Genomic DNA, 20,450 nt, shown 5'->3' on the forward strand with positions numbered 1-20,450 from the left:
CACACCGTGATTTTCCTCGCCAACAGCGAAGAGAAGATGAACCCTCTTCTCCCGCCGCTCGACGAGATCATCATCGGTGGCGTGGCGTTCCTCATCGTCTTCGGCTTCCTGTGGAAGATGCTCCTTCCCAAGATCGCGAAGACGCTGGCGGACCGTACGGACGCCATCGAGGGCGGTCTCAAGCGCGCCGAAGAGGCGCAGGCCGAGGCCCAGGCCGAGCTGGAGCGTTACCGCGACCAGCTCGCCGAAGCCCGTCGTGAGGCCGGTCGCCTCACGGAGGACGCCCGCGAGCAGGGTGCGGTCGCCATCGCCGAGATGCGCGCCGAAGGTCAGCGGATCAAGGACGAGATCGTCACCGCCGGCCACACCCAGATCGAGGCCGACCGCAACCAGGCCCAGAACGCGCTTCGTCAGGACGTCGGCCGGCTGGCCGTCGACCTCGCGTCGCGCATTGTCGGGGAGTCGCTCGAGGACGAGGCGCGTCAGCGTCGGGTCGTCGACCGCTTCCTCGTGGAGCTGGAGACCAAGGCCGCCGCGGCGGCGACCTCGGAGAAGGTGCGCTGATGCAGGGCGCCAGCAGGGAATCCCTCGCCGCGGCTCGTGAGCGCCTGGACGCGCTCGCGACCGCGACCGGTACCGACATGGTCCAGTTGGCCCAGGAGCTCGACTCCGTGGTCATCCTGCTCGACCGGACGGTGTCGCTGCGTCGTGTCCTCACCGACTCGACGCGCTCCGGGGAGGCCCGCGCGGCCTTCCTGACGCAGCTCCTGTCCGGCCAGATCTCCGGTACCACGGCGGATCTGCTCGGCGGACTCGTCCGCACGCGCTGGTCGCGGCCGACCGACCTGGTCGACGCGATCGCCGAACTCTCGGTGTCCGCCGAGCTGATCGCCGCCGAGCGCGACGGGAAGCTCGACGAGCTCGAGGACGAGTTGTTCCGCTTCGGCCGGATCGTGGTGGGCGAGCGCGAGCTGCGCTCCGCCCTGACCGACCCGGGCGTCGCGAACGAGCGCAAGGCGGAACTGGTTTCGGGTCTGCTGGAGGGACGGGCCCAGCCCGTCACCCGGCGACTGATCACCAGGCTCGTCGCACATCCCCGTAGCCGTAACCTTGAACACGGGCTCGAGTCGTACGCGCGCCTCGCCGCCGATCGCCGGCGTCGCATGGTCGCGTTGGTCACGGTCGCACTGCCTCTCACCGAGGAGCAGCGCACCCGCTTGGCCGCGGCGCTGGGCCGGATGTACGGCCGCGAGGTCCACCTGAACGTGGAAATCGATGCCGACGTCATCGGCGGGGTCCGCGTGGAGATCGGTGACGACGTCATCGACGGCACCGTGACCACACGTCTCGAAGAAGCGGGCCGACGGCTCGCCGGCTGAGAGACACCGGACGACAGGGCGTCGCCGTCCGCCCGGGGAAAACCCCCGGATCGGCACAGCGACTCCCACAGCAGCACCGCGGTTCCGTACGACAAGCGACGGACAGCGGACCGTTAACCCCACCACCTAGGAGAGCAGGGACACCAGATGGCGGAGCTCACGATCCGGCCGGAGGAGATCCGGGACGCGCTGGAGCGCTTCGTCGCCTCGTACGAGCCGGAGACGGCCGCGCGCGAAGAGGTCGGTACCGTCACCGAGGCGTACGACGGCATCGCCAAGGTCGAGGGCCTGCCCTCGGTCATGACGAACGAGCTGCTCAAGTTCGAGGACGGCACCCTCGGTCTGGCGCAGAACCTCGACGTCCGCGAGATCGGTGTCGTCATCCTCGGTGACTTCAGCGGTATCGAAGAGGGCCAGAAGGTCCGTCGTACGGGCGAGGTTCTGTCGGTTCCGATCGGTGACGGCTACCTGGGTCGCGTCGTCGACCCGCTGGGCCAGCCGATCGACGGCCAGGGCGAGATCGCGGCCGAGGGTCGTCGCGCGCTGGAGCTTCAGGCTCCCGGCGTGATGATGCGCAAGTCGGTGCACGAGCCGATGCAGACCGGCATCAAGGCGATCGACGCGATGACCCCGATCGGCCGTGGCCAGCGTCAGCTGATCATCGGCGACCGGCAGACCGGCAAGACCGCGGTCTGCCTGGACACGATCATCAACCAGCGCGACAACTGGCGCTCGGGCGACCCGAAGAAGCAGGTTCGCTGCATCTACGTCGCGATCGGCCAGAAGGGCACGACCATCGCGTCCGTGCGCCGCTCGCTCGAAGAGGCCGGCGCGCTGGAGTACACGACGATCGTCGCCGCCCCGGCGTCCGACCCGGCCGGCTTCAAGTACCTGGCCCCGTACACCGGTTCGGCCATCGGCCAGCACTGGATGTACCAGGGCAAGCACGTCCTGATCGTGTTCGACGACCTGTCGAAGCAGGCCGAGGCGTACCGCGCCGTGTCCCTGCTGCTGCGTCGTCCGCCGGGGCGCGAGGCGTACCCCGGTGACGTCTTCTACTTGCACTCGCGTCTGCTCGAGCGTTGCGCGAAGTTGTCGGACGAGCTCGGCGGCGGCTCGATGACGGGTCTCCCGATCATCGAGACCAAGGCGAACGACGTGTCGGCGTACATTCCGACCAACGTCATCTCGATCACCGACGGCCAGTGCTTCCTGGAGTCCGACCTGTTCCTGCAGGGCGTGCGCCCCGCGGTCAACGTCGGTATCTCGGTCTCGCGAGTCGGTGGCTCCGCGCAGATCAAGGCGATGAAGAGTGTCGCCGGTCGACTTCGCGTCGACCTGGCCCAGTACCGTGAGCTGGCGGCGTTCGCGTCCTTCGGTTCCGACCTGGACGCCACCTCCAAGGCCTCGCTGCAGCGTGGTGCGCGTATGGTCGAGCTGCTCAAGCAGGGTCAGTTCGAGCCGTTCGCGATCGAGCTCCAGGTCGTCTCGATCTGGGCCGGCACCACCGGCAAGCTGGACGACGTGCCGGTGCAGGACATCCGCCGCTTCGAGAAGGAGCTGCACGAGTACGTGCAGCACAAGCACGCGGCCCTGCTGACCGGGATCGTCGAGACCGGCAAGCTGGAAGACGACACCGTGATGGCGCTCACCGACGCGGTGGAAGCCTTCAAGCAGACGTTCACCAAGTTCGACGGCGAGCCGTTGATCCAGGACGTGACGCCTGCCGGGCTGACGAAGGAAGACGTCGGCCAGGAGAAGATCACCCGTCACGTGGCCAAGTCCGAGTAAAGAACGGAGAACCCTGACCAATGGGAGCCCAACTTCGGGTCTACCGGCGTCGGATCCGTTCCGTGTCGGCGACCAAGAAGATCACGCGCGCCCAAGAGCTCATCGCGGCGTCGCGGATCGTGAAGGCGCAGCAGCGCGTCACGGCCTCCAAGCCGTACGCCGACGAGCTGACGCGCGCCGTTTCCGCGGTCGCCACCTTCTCCAACACGCAGCACCCGTTGACCACCTCGGTGGAGCGGCCCACTCGGGCCGCGGTGCTGCTGGTAACCAGTGACCGCGGATTCGCGGGCGGCTACAACTCGAATGCCATCAAGGCCGCCGAGCAGCTCACCAAGCTGCTCGAGGACGAGGGCAAGACGGTCAGCCGCTACGTGATCGGGTCCAAGGGCATCGGGTTTTACCAGTTCCGCGACGTGGACCTGGCCGGGCAGTGGAAGGGATTCTCCGACCGCCCCGAGTACTCCGACGCCAAGAAGGTGGCAGGTGAGCTGATCGACGCGTTCGTGACGCCCACCGACGAGGGCGGTGTCGACGAGATTCACCTCGTCAGCACCGAGTTCGTCTCCATGCTCACGCAGAGCCCGGTCGCGGTACGGGTGCTCCCGTTGGCGGTCGAGGAGACGGACGAGCCGCCGGCCGGCGGCCCCTTCCCGCTCTACGACTTCGAGCCCTCGGCCGAGGGTGTTCTCGACGCGCTGCTGCCGCGGTACGTCGAAAGCCGCATCTTCAACGCCCTGCTGCAGTCCGCCGCTTCCGAGCACGCGGCCCGCCGGCGGGCGATGAAGTCGGCGACCGAGAACGCCGAAGACCTCATCCGGACCCTCTCTCGTCTGGCGAACAACGCCCGCCAGTCCGAGATCACCCAGGAAATCAGCGAGATCGTCGGTGGCGCCAACGCCTTGGCCGACGCGACCGCGGGGAGTGATTAGACATCATGACTGCCACTGTTGAGACGGCCGCTGCCACGGGCCGCGTCGCCCGCGTCATCGGCCCGGTCGTCGACGTGGAGTTCCCCGTCGACGCGATGCCGGAGATGTACAACGCGCTGCACGTCGACCTGGACCTCACGGGCCAGGGCGAGGGGGAGGGCAAGACCACGCTCACCCTCGAGGTCGAACAGCACCTTGCCGACGGCATCGTGCGCGCGGTCTCGATGCAGCCCACCGACGGCCTCGTCCGCGGCGCCATCGTCACGAACACCGGCGCGCAGATCTCCGTCCCCGTGGGCGACGTCACCAAGGGCCACGTGTTCAACGCCCTCGGTGAGGTCCTCGACGTGGACCGGGCGACCTTCGAGGTCAACGAGCGCTGGCCGATCCACCGCAAGGCGCCTGCCTTCGACCAGCTCGACTCGAAGACCGAGATGTTCGAGACCGGCATCAAGGTCATCGACCTGCTCACCCCGTACGTCAAGGGTGGCAAGATCGGCCTCTTCGGTGGTGCGGGCGTCGGCAAGACGGTCCTCATCCAGGAGATGATCGTCCGTGTCGCCCGTCTGCACGAGGGTGTGTCGGTGTTCGCCGGCGTCGGCGAGCGTACTCGTGAGGGCAACGACCTGATCGAGGAGATGAAGGAAGCGGGCGTCTACGACCAGACGGCGCTCGTCTTCGGCCAGATGGACGAGCCCCCGGGCACCCGTCTGCGGGTGGCACTGTCGGCCCTGACCATGGCGGAGTACTTCCGCGATGTGCAGGAGCAGGACGTGCTGCTGTTCATCGACAACATCTTCCGGTTCACCCAGGCCGGTTCCGAGGTGTCGACGCTGCTCGGCCGGATGCCCTCCGCGGTGGGTTACCAGCCGACGCTCGCCGACGAGATGGGCACCCTCCAGGAGCGCATCACCTCGACGCGTGGTCACTCGATCACCTCGATGCAGGCGATCTACGTCCCCGCGGACGACCTCACCGACCCGGCCCCGGCGACCACGTTCGCGCACCTCGACGCGCTGACCGTGCTCTCCCGGCCGATCTCCGAGCTGGGCATCTACCCGGCCGTGGACCCGCTGGACTCGACGTCCCGGATCCTGGACCCGCGCTACGTCGCGCAGGACCACTACGACTGCGCGATGCGGGTCAAGAACATCCTGCAGAAGTACAAGGACCTCAAGGACATCATCGCGATTCTGGGTATGGACGAGCTGTCCGAAGAGGACAAGCTCACCGTGCACCGCGCGCGGCGTATCGAGCGGTTCCTGTCGCAGAACACCCACGTGGCGAAGCAGTTCACCGGGCTCGACGGCTCGGACGTTTCGCTGGCCGAGACCGTCGAGGCGTTCAACGCGATCGCCGACGGCAAGTACGACCACGCTCCCGAGCAGGCGTTCTTCATGCTCGGTGGGCTGGACGACCTCGAGAAGAAGATCGCCGAGCTCAACAAGGGCTGACGATCGCCTGATCGACGAGGGGCGGTCCCGAACGGGTCCGCCCCTCGTGTCGGTTCCCGGCAGGGCCGTCCGGCCCTTCCGGAAACCCGCCGGCGTTTGAGCCGGTTGGAGCCAGGCCCGTCCGGGCCACTATCCTTGAACACCACCCGTCCCGTGAGGGCGGAGGCGAAGACCCGCGTGTCTTCGACCCGACATGAGGAGCCACGTTGGCTGAGCTGCACGTCGAGCTGGTCGCGGCCGACCGCAAGGTGTGGTCCGGCGAGGCCACCATCGTCATCGCACGCACCGCGGACGGCGACATCGGCATCCAGGCCGGTCACCAGCCGGTTCTCGGAGTGCTCGAATCAGGCCCGGTGACGATCCGTCAGGCCGACGGTTCGGTCGTCATCGCGGCGGTCCACGGCGGGTTCATCTCGTTCGCGGACAACAATCTCTCGCTGCTCGCCGAGATCACCGAGCTGGCCGACGAGATCGATGTCGCCCGCGCGGAGCGGGCGCTCGAGCGCGCCGGCGCGGCGCAGGACTCCAGCGCCGAGCGGCGCGCGGAGACGCGGCTGCTCGCCGCCCAGCGGCGGGACTAGCCAGAAGCCAGTCGCAGCACCAGAGCCCGGACCGACACACGGCCGGGACCACTGCTCAACGCGCGAACGAGGAGGTCGATCCGGATGGTCCTCGTCGTGCTGAGCGTGATTCTGGGCGTTGTCGTCGTATTGGTGGTCGGCGTCGCGGCGTTCGCGCTGCGTCGCCGGCTGATCCAGCGACCCGGCGGCACCTTCGACTGTTCGCTGCGCATGCGGCCACCGGTATCGCGATCCGGCGAGGCCGGTTCGACCTCCGCGGCGTCACCCGGGCACCAGGCCCCGGGGGGCGCCGCGTCGTCGTCCCCGGAGCCGGTCGGGAGCGGTGCCGAGGAGGATCCGGCGGCGCCGTCGGCCGATCCCGACCACGGCAAGGGCTGGGTCTTCGGGATCGCCCGGTACAGCGGCGACCGGATCGAGTGGTTCCGCGTGTTCAGCTACGCGCCCCGCCCGCGCCGGGTGTTGCAGCGCGGCGGGATCAACGTGATCGGCCGCCGGGAACCGGCCGGCCAGGAAGAACTGGCGCTGCTGGCCGGCGCGGTGATCCTGGTCTGCGAACACGACGGCGCGCGGATCGAACTCGCGCTGAGCGAGGACGCGTTGACCGGTTTCCTGGCCTGGCTGGAAGCGGCGCCGCCGGGGCAACGGGTCAACGTCGCCTAGCGGCGGGCGCTCCGCTCCCGACAGCGGGGCTTCGCTCCCGGCCGTCGCGCGTCAGCGGTTGGCGCCGGGTACCCACAGCACGTCACCCACCTCGGGGTTCGCGTGCCGCGCCAGGATGCTGTGCCTGTTCCGGGGGCGACCCCCGGGCCCCACGCCGGGGTGTGTTCGCGTCAGCGGTTGGCGCCGGGTACCCACAGCACATCGCCCACCTCGCGGTTCGCGTGCCGCGCCAGGACGCTGTGCCTGTTCCGGGGGCGACCCCCGGGCCCCACGCCGGGGTGTGTTCGCGTCAGCGGTTGGCGCCCGGTACCCACAGCACATCGCCCACCTCGCGGTTCGCGTGCCGCGCCAGGATGAACAGCAGGTCGGACAGGCGGTTGAGGTACTTCACCGTCAGCGGGTTCATCGAGTCGCCGTGTGCCTCCAGGGCGGCCCACGTGGTGCGCTCGGCGCGGCGGGCGACGGTACGGGCCTGGTGCAGCAGCGCGGCGCCGGGCGTGCCGCCGTTGAGGATGAAGCTGCGCAGCTTCTCCAGGTTCTCGTTGTACTCGTCGCAGGCCGTCTCCAGCGCGTCGATGTAGCTCTGCTCCACGCGCAGCGGCGGGTACTTCGGGTCCTCGACGACCGGGGTGGACAGATCGGCGCCCAGGTCGAACAGGTCGTTCTGGACGCGGGTCAGCAGCGCGACGACGTCCTCGTCCAGGTTGCCGAGGGACAGCGCGACGCCGATCACCGCGTTGGTCTCGTCCACGTCGGCGTACGCCGCGAGCCGAGGGTCGGTCTTGGACGTGCGCGACATGTCGCCCAACGCGGTGGTGCCGTCGTCGCCGGTGCGGGTGTAGATCCGGGTGAGGTTGACCATGACCGAACCCTAGTGCCGGTCCGCCGCGGATCGTCCGAAAGGGCTTCCCGGAGCGCGCTTCGTCCGTGCTTGGCGCGGTCCGTGGAGGGGTCCGGGAATCAGTACGATTCTCCGATGGACAGGTTCCGGGTGACAGGTGGTCAGCGACTCTTCGGCGAGGTGCGGATCACGGGCGCGAAGAACAGCGCGCTCAAATTGATGGCTGCCGCGTTGCTCGCGGAGGGCACCACGGTGCTCGAGGAGGCGCCCCGGATCCTCGACGTGGAGATCATGAGCGAGCTGCTCAGGCGGCTGGGCTGTGAGGTCGAGGGGGAGACCACCGGGACGGTGCGGATCGACGTACCGGCCGCGCCGCGCTTCGAGGCGGACTACGACCTGGTGCGCAGCATGCGCGCGTCGATCTGTGTGCTCGGGCCGCTGCTCGCGCGCTGCGGCGAGGTGCACGTGGCCTATCCGGGCGGGGACGCGATCGGCTCGCGCGGCCTGGACATGCACATCGAGGGGCTGGTCAAGCTCGGCGCGACCGTGGAGAACTCGCACGGTGTGCTGATCGCCAAGGCGCCGAACGGGTTGAAGGGCACCACGGTCTGGCTGGACTTCCCGAGCGTGGGCGCGACCGAGAACATCCTGATGGCCGCGGTGCTCGCACAGGGCCGGACGGTGATCGACAACGCGGCGCGCGAGCCGGAGATCGTGGACATCTGCGCGATGCTCACCGAGATGGGCGCGCGGATCGAGGGCGCGGGTTCCTCGACGATCGAGATCGAGGGTGTCGAGGGCCTCAAGCCGGTACGCCACCGCACCGTGCCGGACCGGATCGTGGCGTGCACGTTCGCGGTCGCCGCGGCGATGACGCTCGGCGACGTGACGGTGCGCAACGCGCATCCCGAGCACCTGGAGATCGCGCTCGACAAGCTGACCCTGGCCGGCGCCGAGGTGTCGCACGTACGGGACGGCTTCCGGGTGGTGATGGACCGGCGACCCAAGGCCGTGGACGTGGTCACGTTGCCGTATCCCGGGTTCGCGACCGACATGCAGCCGTTCTTCGCCGCGATGAACTCGATCGCGGAGGGCTCGGCGATGATCACCGAGAACCTCTTCGAGGCGCGGTTCGTCTTCCTGCAGGAACTGCTGCGGCTGGGCGCCTCGATTCGCACCGACGGGCACCACGCGATCGTGCGCGGGGTCGAACAGCTCTCCGGCGCACCGGTGTTGACCGCGGACATCCGGGCCGGGGCGGGTCTGGTGCTGGCCGGTCTGGTGGCCGACGGGGACACCACGGTGAGCGGGGTGCACCACATCGATCGCGGTTACACCGGGCTGGAGGTGCAGCTCCAGTCGCTGGGCGCGAAGATCGTCCGGGAGCCGGAGCCGGAGAGTACCTCGCGTTTCTGACGGGCCGTCAGGTAGGGGTCCGTCGGCGGCGGCGACCGCTGCGGCTACGCTCCCGGGCGAAGGACGTTCGTGCGGACGTCGGCTCGGGATCGTGTACTGGAGAGGTAGCGCAGTGACCAACAAGATCGCCGTCATCGGGGCCGGGCTCATGGGGTCGGGCATCGCCCAGGTCGCCGCCCAGGCCGGCTACGACGTCGTGCTGCGCGATGTCACCGACGCCGCCGTGGAGCGTGGGCTGAGCGGGATCGCGGCCTCGTACGAGAAGTTCACCGCCAAGGGGCGGATGACCGCCGAGGACGCCTCGGCGGCGCTCGCCCGGATCACCACCACCACCGACCTCGACGCCGTCGCCGACGCGGACGTCGTGGTCGAGGCGGTGTTCGAGAAGGTCGAGGTCAAGCAGGACGTCTTCCGCGACCTGGACCGGATCTGCAAGCCCGGCGCGGTGCTCGCGAGCAACACCTCGGCGATCCCGATCACCGAGATCGCCGCCGTCACCGCTCGGCCGGAGTCGGTCGTGGGCATGCACTTCTTCTCGCCGGTGCCGTTGATGAGCCTGTGCGAGCTGGTCCGCGGGTTCAAGACCTCGGACGCGACGCTGGCCACCGCCCGCGAACTGGCCGAGGCGATGGGCAAGACCTGCATCGTGGTCAACCGCGACGTGGCCGGCTTCGTGACCACCCGGCTGATCACCGCGCTCACCGTCGAGGCGGTGAAGCTGTACGAGGCGGGCGTGGCCACCGCCGAGGACATCGACATCGCCTGCAAGCTCGGCTTCGGCCACGCGATGGGGCCGCTGGCCACCGCCGACCTCACCGGCGTGGACATCATGCGCAACGCGACGAGCAACATCTACGCCGAGAGCAAGGACGAGAAGTTCGCGCCGCCGGAGTTGCTCAACCGCATGGTCGCGGCGGGCGACCTGGGTCGCAAGACCGGCAAGGGTTTCTACGACTACTGAGTCGGTTCGGTGGCGCCGCCGATACGGGTTGCCCGGCGGGCGCTCGACGGCCGCTCCAGGGCTCGAATCCGGGCCCTGGGCCGGGTTCGATTCCGGACTCGGCCCCGGGCCCGATCACCGGGGCCCGGGGCGGCCGTTGGCTCGATGGCGGGTGCGCAGTCGGCGCATCATCTGATGATTCGTCACCTGTATGAGTGAAGTCCGATGTGATGAGTGAGGATTATCGGGTTTTGGGTGTTCTTCTGGGAAGTCGAACCGTCATCGAACGGACGGACCCCCAGGAGGAGACGATGCGCGTTTGGGGCGACCCGCGCGAGTTGCACTTGGAAGGCGCGCTCGACGTGCGGGCCACCGCCGATGTCCGGTTGGCGCTGCACGAGGCGCTGGACAACGGTGAAGGCGACCTGATTCTCAACCTCACCCGAATGCCCGCCCTGGACACCACCGGCCTGGGCCTGATCGTCGGCGCGCATCGACGCGCGGGCCGGCGCGAGCGCCGGCTGGTTCTGATCGGCGTCAACCCGGACGTGCACCGGGTGCTGGTGCTGACCCGATTGCACCGCATCCTCACGCTCCGCCAACCGGCAGCCGCCTGACCTGGGCGAATCGGTCGTCCGACGCGACACAGTGTCAGGCCGGGCGGACGACGACTTGCGTGCTGTGGTCGAACACACCCTGTCCGGGAGGGTTACCCGTCAGTACACTCCGTGGTAAGCAGGGCCGCACCAGGCGCGGTGACAGCGGACCAGCGGGATAGCCCAGGCCGGTAGTCGCCGAACCCCGGTCGGTCCGGAACCCTCCGGAGGTATTCCGTGGCGAGCCAGACGCCCTCAGCTCAGCCCTCGCAGCCGGCCGCGCCCTCTTCGGCGGCCCCACCCTCCCCTTCGGCCGAGCGAGCCGTTTCGGCCGAGCAGGCCGCACCGATCACGCGCGACCGTCCCTGGGTGATGCGCACGTACGCCGGCCACTCCTCGGCCACCGCGTCCAACGCGCTGTACCGGCGCAATCTCGCCAAGGGCCAGACCGGCCTGTCGGTGGCCTTCGACCTGCCGACCCAGACCGGCTACGACCCCGACCACGAACTCTCGCGCGGCGAGGTGGGCAAGGTCGGCGTACCGATCTCGCACATCGGCGACATGCGGCAACTCCTCGACGGGATCCCCGTCGAGGAGATGAACACCTCGATGACGATCAACGCGACCGCGCTGTGGATGCTCGCGCTCTACCAGGTCGTCGCCGAGGAGCAGGGCGCGGACATCGCCAAGCTCACCGGCACCACGCAGAACGACATCATCAAGGAATACCTGTCGCGCGGGACCTACGTCTTCCCGCCCGGGCCCTCACTGAAGCTGATCACCGACACCGTGGCGTACACGGTCTCGCACATTCCCAAGTGGAACCCGACCAACATCTGCAGCTACCACCTCCAGGAGGCGGGCGCGACCCCGGTGCAGGAGATCGCGTACGCGATGTGCACCGCGATCGCCGTGCTCGACGCGGTCCGCGACTCGGGCCAGGTGCCGGCGGACCGGATGGGCGACGTGGTCCAGCGGATCTCCTTCTTCGTCAACGCCGGCGTGCGGTTCGTCGAGGAGATGTGCAAGATGCGGGCGTTCGTCCAGCTCTGGGACGAGCTGACGCTGGAGCGCTACGGCGTACAGGACGCCAAGCAGCGCCGGTTCCGCTACGGCGTGCAGGTCAACTCGCTCGGCCTGACCGAGGCGCAGCCGGAGAACAACGTCCAGCGCATCGTGCTGGAGATGCTGGCCGTGACGCTGTCCAAGGACGCCCGCGCGAGGGCGGTGCAACTGCCGGCCTGGAACGAGGCGTTGGGGCTGCCGCGGCCGTGGGACCAGCAGTGGTCGTTGCGGATCCAGCAGGTCTTGGCGTACGAGTCGGACCTGCTCGAATACGGCGACATCTTCAACGGTTCGCATGTGATCGAGGCCAAGGTCGCCGACCTGGTGGCGGGCGCGCGCGCGGAGATCGACCGGGTCCAGGCGATGGGCGGCGCGGTCGCGGCGATCGAGTCGGGCTACATGAAGTCGCAACTGGTCGGCTCGCACGCGGCCCGGCGGGCCCGGATCGAGGCGGGCGAGGAGGTGGTGGTCGGGGTCAACCGGTTCGAGACCACCGAGGAGAACCCGCTCACCGCGGACCTGGACGCGGCGATCATGAGCGCCGACCCGGACGCCGAGCGCTCGGCGATCGAGAAGGTCGCGGCGTGGCGCGCGGCGCGCGACCCGGAGGCGGTGGACGCGGCGATGGCCCGGCTGCGCGAGGACGCGCGGTCGTGGAAGGCCGCGGCGGCGGTCAACCTGATGCCGGCCACCCTGGCGTGCGTCCGGGCGGGGGTGACCACGGGCGAGTGGTCGCAGGCGCTGCGCGAGGAGTTCGGCGAGTACCGGGCGCCGACCGGGGTCTCCGGCGTGGTCGGCGTGCAGGACGGCGCGGGGTTGGCCGAGGTGCGGGGCGCCGTGCGGCGGGCCGGGGAGGAACTGGGCGGCCGGCTGCGGCTGTTGGTCGGCAAGCCGGGGCTGGACGGGCACTCGAACGGGGCCGAGCAGATCGCGGTGCGGGCGCGCGATGTCGGGTTCGAGGTGGTCTACCAGGGGATTCGGCTGACTCCGGCGCAGATCGTCGCGGCGGCGGTGGAGGAGGACGTGCACTGTGTGGGGCTGTCCATCCTGTCCGGGTCGCACCTGGAGCTGATTCCGGACGTGCTCTCGCGTATGCGCTCCGCGGGGATCGGGGATGTGCCGGTGATCGTGGGCGGGATCATTCCTTCCGCCGACGCGGTCACGCTGCGCTCGCAAGGGGTGGCGGCGGTGTTCACGCCGAAGGACTTCGGGATCACGGACATCATGGGGCGGATCGTGGAGGTGATCCGCGAGGCGAACGGCCTGGCGACGGTGCCTTCGGTTTCGGTGTGAGGTTGCCCGGCTTGCGGCCGTGGCTTGTCCTCAAACGCCGGACGGGCTGGGGTTGGTTCGGGTTCCGGGGGAGCGGCGGTTGGTGGGTGCTCGGTTTTTCCGGTGTCCTCAAACGCCGGACGGGCTGGAGTGGGTGCCGGACAGGCTGAGTGGGGTTGGTTCGGTTCCGGGGGAGCGGTGGTTGGTGGGTGCTCGGGTCTCGGGTGTCCTCAAACGCCGGACGGGCTGGAGTTGGTGCCGGTCGGGCTGGGAGTGGTGCCGGACGGGCCGGGGTTTGTGCCGGGCGCGCTGGGATTGGTGTCGGGCGGGCCGGAGTTGGGCTGGGAGTGGTGCCGGACGGGCCGTGGGTGGCCCGTCCGGCACGGTGGTTTCAGGGGATGGGGCGGGTCATGTCGGTGGATATTTCGGTGCTGGTCAGGGGGCGGTTGTAGATGCGGACGTCGTCGATGAGGCCGGTGAAGTATTCGCCCCAGACGGTGTTGCCGCCGATGCGGAGCGCGCCGCCGGCGTCGACGATCGGGCCGGTGTGCGCGGTGGCTCGGACCTGGACGCCGTTGACGTACAGGCGCAGCGTGGCGCCGTCGTAGGTGGCCGCGACGTGTGCCCAGGTGCCGGCGGCCAGGGGCGCGGTGCCGTCGGCGTAGGTGTCGTTGTTGGTGCCGGTGGTGTTGATGGACGTGTTGGGCGCGTCGGTGCCGTTCGCGTACAGCGCGTAGGACAGGCCGCCGCCGCGTTCCTTGAGCAGGATGGTGCGCCAGTTCGTGATCGCCGAGGGTTTGACCCAGGCCTCCAGGGTCATTCCCGTGGTGAGTGTGAGCCGGGCGCTGTGCGGCACCGTCACCATCGACGAAGTGCCGTTGAAGGAGAGCGCGTTGCCGGAATGGCCGGGGACCCAGGTGCCGCCCGTGACGGTGCCGTTGTTGCCCTGGCCGGCGTCGTCCGTGACGATCGTGCCGCCGGTCGCGTTGAAGCCGTACTGGGCCATCAGCCCGGGCGTCGGCCCGTCGATCTCGCGATAGGTGGCGGTCAACGTGACCGGCGTCGTGGGCGCGGTGATGTTGTGTGCGGCGGCGCCGCCGTCCGACCAGGACACGAACTCGTAGTTCTTGCCGTTCAGGACCTGGGTCGAGGGTGCGGCGATCGAGGACGTGCCGCCGACGATCACCGTGCTGGTGAAGGGCGCCGGGCGCTGCGAGGAGAACAGGCCCAGGGTCAGGCCCGGTGGGTCGGACGCGAGCGTGATGTTCACGGTCTTCGGGTCCAGCCGCACGCTGGTGGTCCCGGTCAGGCCGCCGGAGTCGGTCGCGGTCAGCCGCAGTTCGAGCCAGGACGGGTACTCGTGGTCGACCGCCGTGAAGCTGCCCGAGGCGCCGCCCTGCCCGGTGATCTGGTGTTCGTGGCAGGTGCTGGGCGTCGTGCAGTGGTGCATGATGATCTGCCAGTTCAGACCGCTGCCGGGGATGGTGCCGTCCTGGGGGTCGGTCGCGTGTCCGCTGAACGCGATCGGGTCGCCCACCTTCCAGGTCAGTGACCCGGCCGGGGTGTCGATCACCGGGGTCGGCGGCGCGTTGCCCGCCGAGATGGTGATCGGTGCGGAGACGCCGGTCAGGCCCACCGGGTCGGTGACCCGCAGTCTGGCGGTGTACGTGCCGGACGCGGTGTAGGTGTACGAGGGGTTCGCCGCGGTCGAGTCGTCGAACGCTCCGTCGCCGTCCAGGTCCCACGCGTACGTGAGGGTCTCGCCCGGGTCCGGGTCGGTCGACGCGGAGCCGGTGAACGCCACGGTCAGCGGGGTCGTGCCAGTGGTCGGGGTCGCCGAGGCGACCGCGTTCGGCGCGCTGCCGGTGTAGCGGACCCGGTGGATCGCGCCGTCCTCGAAGCCGACGTAGTACACGTCGCCCTCGGGGCCGGTGGTGAGCTGGACCGGGTTCGCGTTGGTCACGAACGCCTGGCGGGTGGCCGGGTCCGGGAGTCCGTCGGGGCCGGCCAGCATGCTCCACACGCAGCGCCGACTGTGGTCGGCGAAGAACATCGCGCCCCGGTACGCCGCCGGGTAACGCTGCCCCGAGTAGAAGGTCACACCGGAGATCGCCGAGCCGCTGCCGGTCGGACAACCGTCACCCGGGGCCACCACGGCGCCGTGCTGGTAGGCGTAGTAGGGCGTCTTCACCGCCGACGGACCCTCGGCGTAGAGGTTGGCGCACAGGTTCAGGCCGATCGACTCGTAGCCGCCCTGGCGGGACGAGCCCTCGTAGCAGGGCCAGCCGAAGTTGGCCACGGCGGCGCTCGACGGGGTGAGTCGGTCGATCTCCTCCCACGTGCTCCAACCGACGTCGCCCACCCACAGTTCGTCGGTGCCCGGCCGGAAGCCGAAGCGGAACGGGTTGCGCAGGCCGGCCGCCACGAGTCGGCGGGCGTTGGCGTCGGCGTTGCCCGCGAGCGGGTTGCCGGGCGCGCCGGCGCCGGTGGCCGGGTCGATCCGGATGATGCTGCCGTTGAGCGCGAACGGGTCGCCCGACGTACGGAAGTCCTGCGCGCGCAGGGCGCCGCCCTCGGCGGTGGGCGCGGTCGGCACGGTGCCCACCGGACTGGTGCCGTCGGCGCACGGGTTCGCCGGGATCGGGTCCTTGCCCGGGATCGGGCCACTGGCCGTGGTCTGGCCGTAGTCCGCCCAGTCGAAGCTGGCACCGTCGCCGGCGGAGGCGTACAGGTAGCCGTCCGGGCCGAAGCCCAGACTGCCGGTGGCGTGCGACGGGAACTGCTGGCACCAGCCCTCGACCAGCACCTGTTCGGGGCCCGCCGTATCGCCCGTCGCGGTCAGCTTGGCGATCCGGCCGGTGACCAGACAGCCCTTGGCCTGGGCGCCGGGCGGGTCCGGGCAACCGTCGTCCAGGGCGCCGGCGGTGCCCCAGTAGGGCGCCGAGCCGCCGGGGCGCGCGTCGTGCGTGTACATCACGTACACCGACGGATCGGTCGGGAAGTTCGGGGCCAGGGCCAAGCCGAGCAGCCCTCGGTCCCAGAAGTTGTGCACCTTGGCCCGCAGGTCGGTGAACACCGTGGGCGTGGGGTCGGTGATCGAGTCGAACACCTTGACGACGCCGGTTTTCTCGGCGACGAAGACCCGACCGTCCTTGGCGAAGGCCACATCGACGGGTTGGGTCAGGCCGGTCAGTACCGCGTCGTCGGAGAACTTCGGCGGTACCGCCGCCGCCTGCGCGGACGCGGCGCGTGCGGTGGACGCCGAGCCGAACAACTCGGGACCGGGTGGGCGGGACGAGGTGTCCGAGACACCCGCGGACGAGGCCGGCGACGCGCCGGCCGAGGGTATGGACAAGGCTAAGGAGGCGAGCAGTGCGACGGCGCACGCGAGCCGGGTCTCGCGCCGACTCACCCGCCGTCCCACGCGTCGCGTACGTATGGAACCGGACATGTGAGTCCCCCTGATCCCCCTGTGCGCCGGACCGATCTGGCGCCCCTTGTGCACCATAGGGCGACTCGACGGGCATGCACCGACTTTTCGCCAAGCCCGCCGCGGTGGGCGCGTGGGCCGCTCGGTGGGTGCTCGCCGGCGCTTCGGCGCGCTCGTACCGGCCGTTCGGGGGGCCTGCGAGGTAGGGGCAGCTCGGCGCGATCGTCCCCGTGACCACTCGGGGGGCGCGCGCGTTGTTGTGAAGAGGGAGCGAAGGTCGGCCCGGACCCGGTCCACTCGACGGCGGGAGGTGGCAAGGTGGGACGCGGTACGGAGGGGACACGCGCAGCCCATGCTCGGTCGCCCCGCCGCTCGACGCGTCGGTGCTCAACGATCTTGTCACGAACCCGGCACCGAGTATCGGTGTGCCGGCCGCGCCCGGCACACTGATCACCGGTTTCCGCCCCCCGGGGCCGGACTTGTCCCCGGCCGCACCGGTGCGTCGAGAAACCACGACGGGGAGCACAGGGAGTGGCATGAACGGCGGCGGCAGGGAACGGCCGGAAGAGGACGGGGAAAAGCGCTTCGAGGACGACCCGCTCGAATTCCCCGCCGACGCCTCGGCACGCTCCGCGGCCGATTCGGGAAGCGGGTCGGCGAGCGGCTCCTGGGGCGACGACGCGTATCTGGACGAATTGTTCGGGCCGCGCCCGGGTGCGGCCGAGGAGCGTGACGCGCGGGCGGCCGAGCCGCCCGGGTTCGCGTCCGGCTCGGCGCGCGCGTCCGCGTCCGCGCCGCGCATCGGTGGCGCCGAGCCGATCCGGCTCGACGACGACCGGTCGGGCCCGGTCCCGGGAGTCGACCGGGGCGGCGCCGACGAACCGGGGTCGGGCGCGCTGCAACTGATCGCGGGCGACCTGCTGTTGACCTTCGGCGGACCGGACGGCACCGACGCGAGCGCGATGCCCGCCGGAGCCCGGCCGCCGCTGACCTCCAGGCTGCCCGGTTCGGTGCCCACGAACGACCTGCCGCCGCTGGGCCGCGACGTGGAGATCGCCGAGCTCACCGGCCTGTTGCAGCGCGGGACGTCGGTGCGGATCGGCGGGTCCTCGTCGAGCGGTCGCACCACCGTGCTGCGGCACCTGGCCGCGCTCGACCCGGCGGAGGCGCCGGACGGGGTGGTCCTGCTCGACGGGCGCCGCCGCGGTCTGGACGACCTGCTGCAGCAGTTGCACGACGCGTGCTTCACCGGACCCGCGTACCGGCCGACCCGGCGGCAACTGGGCATCATCCTGGCCGGTGTGGCCGCGCTCGTGGTCGTGGACGATCTGGAGCTGGGCCAGGAGGACGTGCTCGAACTGCTGCGGATCGCCCCGGAATGCGCTTTCCTGGTGGCCGGTCCGGAAGTGGCGGATCCGATCGCGCGCCGGGACTCGCCGCTGCACGAGATCACCTTGGGCGGGCTCCCGCAGGAGGCGTGTTTCGACCTGCTGCGGCGGATCGCCGGGCGGGAACTCGACGACGAGGAACTCGCCTGGGCCTCCGCGCTGTGGTTCCAGGTGGGCGGCCATCCGGGCCGGTTCATGCAGGCCGGCGCGCTGCTGGGGCGGCGCGAGCGCGGGCGGTCCGGCTACGGGCTGCTCGACGACGGCACGGCGGACAGCTCGGGCGAGTTGCCCTCGCCCGGCGAGCCGAGGCAGTTCGTACCGCGCCTGGTGCCGCTGGTGTCCGCGTCGGCGCAACAGGTGCTGCGGCTGGCCTCCGCCTTGGACGGCGAACTGCCGGACCCGGTACACCTGCCGGCCCTGACCGGCGCGGTGGACGCGGTGGGCGCGGCCGACGAGCTGGTCGCGGCCGGGCTCGCGGTGCGCGAGTTCGGCCGGTATCGGCTCACCGGCGGCACCGCCGAGGTGATCGCCACGATCGTGCGCGGGCCGTCCTCCTGGGCCGTCGCGGCGATACAGCACTTCACCTGGTGGGTCTCGCACCCCTCGGTCACTCCCGTGGAGATCGCCCGCGAGGCGGACACGATCCTGGCCTGCCTGCGCGAGTCGGAGCGGCTGGGCAAGGCCGGATCGGCGCGCGCGCTGGCCCGGTCGGCGGCGCCCGCGTTCGGCGCCTCGGCACGCTGGGACACGTGGGGCGAGGTGCTCGACCTGGGTCTGGCCTCGGCGCGCGAGGCGGGCGCCTCGGCGGCGTCCGATCACGCGTGGTTCCGGCACGAGCTGGCCGTCCTGGCGCTGTGCACCGGCGACACCCGGGGGGCGCGCGAGGAGGCGGTCGCGGCCACCCGGATGCGCGACGTCGGCTCGGACAAGCGCGGACTCGCGGCGGACCGCCGGGTGCTGGCGCTGGCGGGTGGCGACCGGGTCGCGGTCGCGGCGGCGGGCGCGGACGGTACGGGCGGCGCGGCGCGCGGCGGGATCGGTCGTCGCGGCGTGCTGATGACGGCGGGCGCGGCGGCGGTCCTGGTGCTGACCCTGGCCGCCGTGGTCGCGATGGGCTCGGATTCGCCGGACAGGATCGACCACCGCAATCCGGTCGGCTCGACCGGCTCGGCGGCCTTCGACCCGAACACGCCCAACCGGGGCCCGGAGGCGGATCCCAAGGCCGACCGGGACAAGCCGGCGTCCCCGACCGGCAGCCGCAAGCCGGGCTCCGGCAGCGCGACCTCGACGATCACCACGACGACCCGCGAGTCGCCGCCCGCGACCACCGCCCCGGCGAACACGGTGCGCTCGTCCAGCCCGGCCAACTCGGCGTCCCAGGGCAACAGTTCGCCCCCGACCACGACGTCGGCGCCCCCACCGGCCTCGACCACACCACCCCAGCCGAGCACATCCGCCCCGGCCCAGCCCCCGGCGGCCGGCGAAGGCACGTGAGGTCGACGAACGCGGCCTCGGCGCCGGATCCCGGGCGCCGGGGCCCGGCGCCCGGCGGCATCACCGCAGCGCCGGCAGTACTTCCTTCCCCAGCCGCTTCACGTTCTCCAATGTCGTCGATGCCGCGCCCCCGCCCTCGGTGAACAGCAGGAAACGGGTGATGCCCGTGCGTTCCGCGGTGTGGGAGAGGCGGCGGACGCAGTCGGTCGGGGAGCCGACCGGGTGGATGCGGCACAGGAAGTCGGTGTATTCCGCCGGGTCGCGCATGCGGCGTTGCCGGTCGTCCACCGTCACGTGCGCCGACAGGCCCCGGCGCAGCCACCTCGGCATCGCGCCGCGCAGGGTCTCGGTGGCCTCGCGGCGGGTGTCCGCGACGTAGGCGACGCTCGCGGCGGCGTGCTCGACCGCCTTGGGGTCGCGGCCGCACGCGGACGCGGCGCACTCATAGGTGCGGACCATCGCGGCCTTCTCCTCGTCGTCGGCGTGCATGCCCAGGAGCATCGGCAGGCCGTGGCGGGCGGCGAGCGAGGCGCTCGCGGGCGAGGTGCAGGCGACGATCACCGGCGGGTGTGGGTAGGTGCGCGGGCGCGGTACCACCGGCACCTTGCGGAACGCGAAGTGTTCGCCCTCCGCGCCCACCCTCGGGTGGGTGAGCCAGCGCATCAGCAGGTCCAGTGACTCCGGGAAGGCCTCGTCGTACCGCCGCAGGCCGGTGCCGAAGACCTCCAGGTCCACCCACGGGCCACCGCGCCCGACACCGAGCGTGAAACGCCCCCCGGAGAGCTGGTCCAGCAGGGCGGCCTGCTCACCGAGAGCGACCGGGTGCTGGTCGGAAAGCACACTGATCGCCGTACCCACCCCGATTCGATGGGTACGCCCCAGTAGCATGGAGGCGAACGTGACCGCCGACGGGCACAACCCGTACGGCACGAAATGGTGTTCGGCGATCCACGCCTCGTCGAACCCGGCCTCCTCCGCGGCGATTCCCGCGTCCATGGCAGCGGTGAGCACGCCACCGTGATCGCCCGCGTCGAACTGTGCCGCCAGCAGGAAGATGCCCAACTTCATCGCGTCCTCCTCGTCGTGACCCCGTCGGCCCGGCCGGGCGGGACCGGCGGTGGGCGGAGCGGGACGTGGGGACAGGGCGCCCACAGACAAGACAACGCTTGAAGGCCTTCGGAGGTAATCCTTCACCTGTGATGGTTTTCCACCCG

15 protein-coding genes are annotated in these 20,450 nt (G+C 70.6%); 12 read left to right on the top strand and 3 right to left on the bottom strand.

All coding sequences use genetic code 11. The annotated features are described in order from the left end of the window. The first annotated feature begins 6 nt into the window (after window positions 1–6). The 7 genes from OG948_RS24160 (at window position 7) to OG948_RS24190 (ending at window position 6,794) form a co-directional block, all read left to right on the top strand. Entirely contained in the window at window positions 7–564 is a 558-nt protein-coding gene (locus tag OG948_RS24160; protein ID WP_395865986.1) for a F0F1 ATP synthase subunit B, read from the top strand. Continuing rightward, a complete protein-coding gene (locus OG948_RS24165; RefSeq protein ID WP_406298480.1) occupies window positions 564–1,379 on the top strand; it encodes a F0F1 ATP synthase subunit delta in 816 nt (271 codons plus the stop codon). Before OG948_RS24160 ends, OG948_RS24165 begins: the two co-directional genes overlap by 1 nt. 147 nt (window positions 1,380–1,526) lie before the next feature. Then, window positions 1,527–3,170: a F0F1 ATP synthase subunit alpha gene (gene atpA, locus OG948_RS24170; protein ID WP_406298481.1), complete on the top strand. Its 1,644-nt coding sequence runs from the start codon at window positions 1,527–1,529 to the stop codon at window positions 3,168–3,170. A gap of 20 nt (window positions 3,171–3,190) precedes the next feature. Beyond that, window positions 3,191–4,099 (top strand): F0F1 ATP synthase subunit gamma, encoded by a 909-nt coding sequence (locus OG948_RS24175; RefSeq protein ID WP_406298482.1) that lies wholly within the window; start codon window positions 3,191–3,193, stop codon window positions 4,097–4,099. 5 nt (window positions 4,100–4,104) lie between these two features. Further along, entirely contained in the window at window positions 4,105–5,553 is a 1,449-nt protein-coding gene (atpD, locus tag OG948_RS24180; protein WP_406298483.1) for a F0F1 ATP synthase subunit beta, read from the top strand. Window positions 5,554–5,759: 206 nt separating this feature from the next. After that, a complete protein-coding gene (locus OG948_RS24185) occupies window positions 5,760–6,134 on the top strand; it encodes a F0F1 ATP synthase subunit epsilon (protein WP_020549140.1) in 375 nt (124 codons plus the stop codon). Window positions 6,135–6,218: 84 nt separating this feature from the next. Beyond that, entirely contained in the window at window positions 6,219–6,794 is a 576-nt protein-coding gene (locus OG948_RS24190) for a DUF2550 domain-containing protein (RefSeq protein ID WP_406298484.1), read from the top strand. A 289-nt stretch (window positions 6,795–7,083) separates the two neighbouring features. On the opposite strand, the gene OG948_RS24195 is transcribed toward OG948_RS24190, so the two are convergent. After that, window positions 7,084–7,656: a cob(I)yrinic acid a,c-diamide adenosyltransferase gene (locus OG948_RS24195; RefSeq protein WP_395865974.1), complete on the bottom strand. Its 573-nt coding sequence runs from the start codon at window positions 7,654–7,656 to the stop codon at window positions 7,084–7,086. Window positions 7,657–7,770: 114 nt separating this feature from the next. Here OG948_RS24195 and murA point away from each other — a divergent pair, with 114 nt between their 5' ends. The 4 genes from murA to OG948_RS24215 all read left to right on the top strand — a co-directional run bounded on the left by murA (window position 7,771) and on the right by OG948_RS24215 (window position 12,945). Next, entirely contained in the window at window positions 7,771–9,051 is a 1,281-nt protein-coding gene (murA, locus tag OG948_RS24200; RefSeq protein WP_395865972.1) for a UDP-N-acetylglucosamine 1-carboxyvinyltransferase, read from the top strand. Window positions 9,052–9,163: 112 nt separating this feature from the next. After that, on the top strand, window positions 9,164–10,012 hold the full coding sequence (locus OG948_RS24205) for a 3-hydroxyacyl-CoA dehydrogenase family protein (protein WP_395865970.1): 849 nt from the start codon (window positions 9,164–9,166) through the stop codon (window positions 10,010–10,012). 290 nt (window positions 10,013–10,302) lie between these two features. Further along, window positions 10,303–10,608, top strand: a complete 306-nt coding sequence (locus tag OG948_RS24210; protein ID WP_406298485.1) for an STAS domain-containing protein — start codon at window positions 10,303–10,305, stop codon at window positions 10,606–10,608. A gap of 351 nt (window positions 10,609–10,959) precedes the next feature. Next, window positions 10,960–12,945 (top strand): protein meaA, encoded by a 1,986-nt coding sequence (locus tag OG948_RS24215; RefSeq protein WP_406300330.1) that lies wholly within the window; start codon window positions 10,960–10,962, stop codon window positions 12,943–12,945. 370 nt (window positions 12,946–13,315) lie between these two features. On the opposite strand, the gene OG948_RS24220 is transcribed toward OG948_RS24215, so the two are convergent. Continuing rightward, the gene (locus OG948_RS24220) at window positions 13,316–16,375 is read right to left on the bottom strand and encodes a LamG-like jellyroll fold domain-containing protein (RefSeq protein WP_406298486.1); all 3,060 of its coding nucleotides are present in this window, start codon (window positions 16,373–16,375) and stop codon (window positions 13,316–13,318) included. Window positions 16,376–16,890: 515 nt separating this feature from the next. On the opposite strand from OG948_RS24220, the gene OG948_RS24225 reads away from it, so the two are divergent. Continuing rightward, entirely contained in the window at window positions 16,891–19,236 is a 2,346-nt protein-coding gene (locus tag OG948_RS24225) for a hypothetical protein (protein WP_406298487.1), read from the top strand. Between the two features lie 60 nt (window positions 19,237–19,296). Here OG948_RS24225 and OG948_RS24230 read toward each other — a convergent pair whose 3' ends face one another. Beyond that, entirely contained in the window at window positions 19,297–20,304 is a 1,008-nt protein-coding gene (locus tag OG948_RS24230) for an LLM class flavin-dependent oxidoreductase (protein ID WP_406298488.1), read from the bottom strand. Between the last annotated feature and the right edge of the window lie 146 nt (window positions 20,305–20,450).

It is taken from the genome of Embleya sp. NBC_00888, from assembly GCF_045207655.1.
Classification (GTDB): domain Bacteria; phylum Actinomycetota; class Actinomycetes; order Streptomycetales; family Streptomycetaceae; genus Embleya.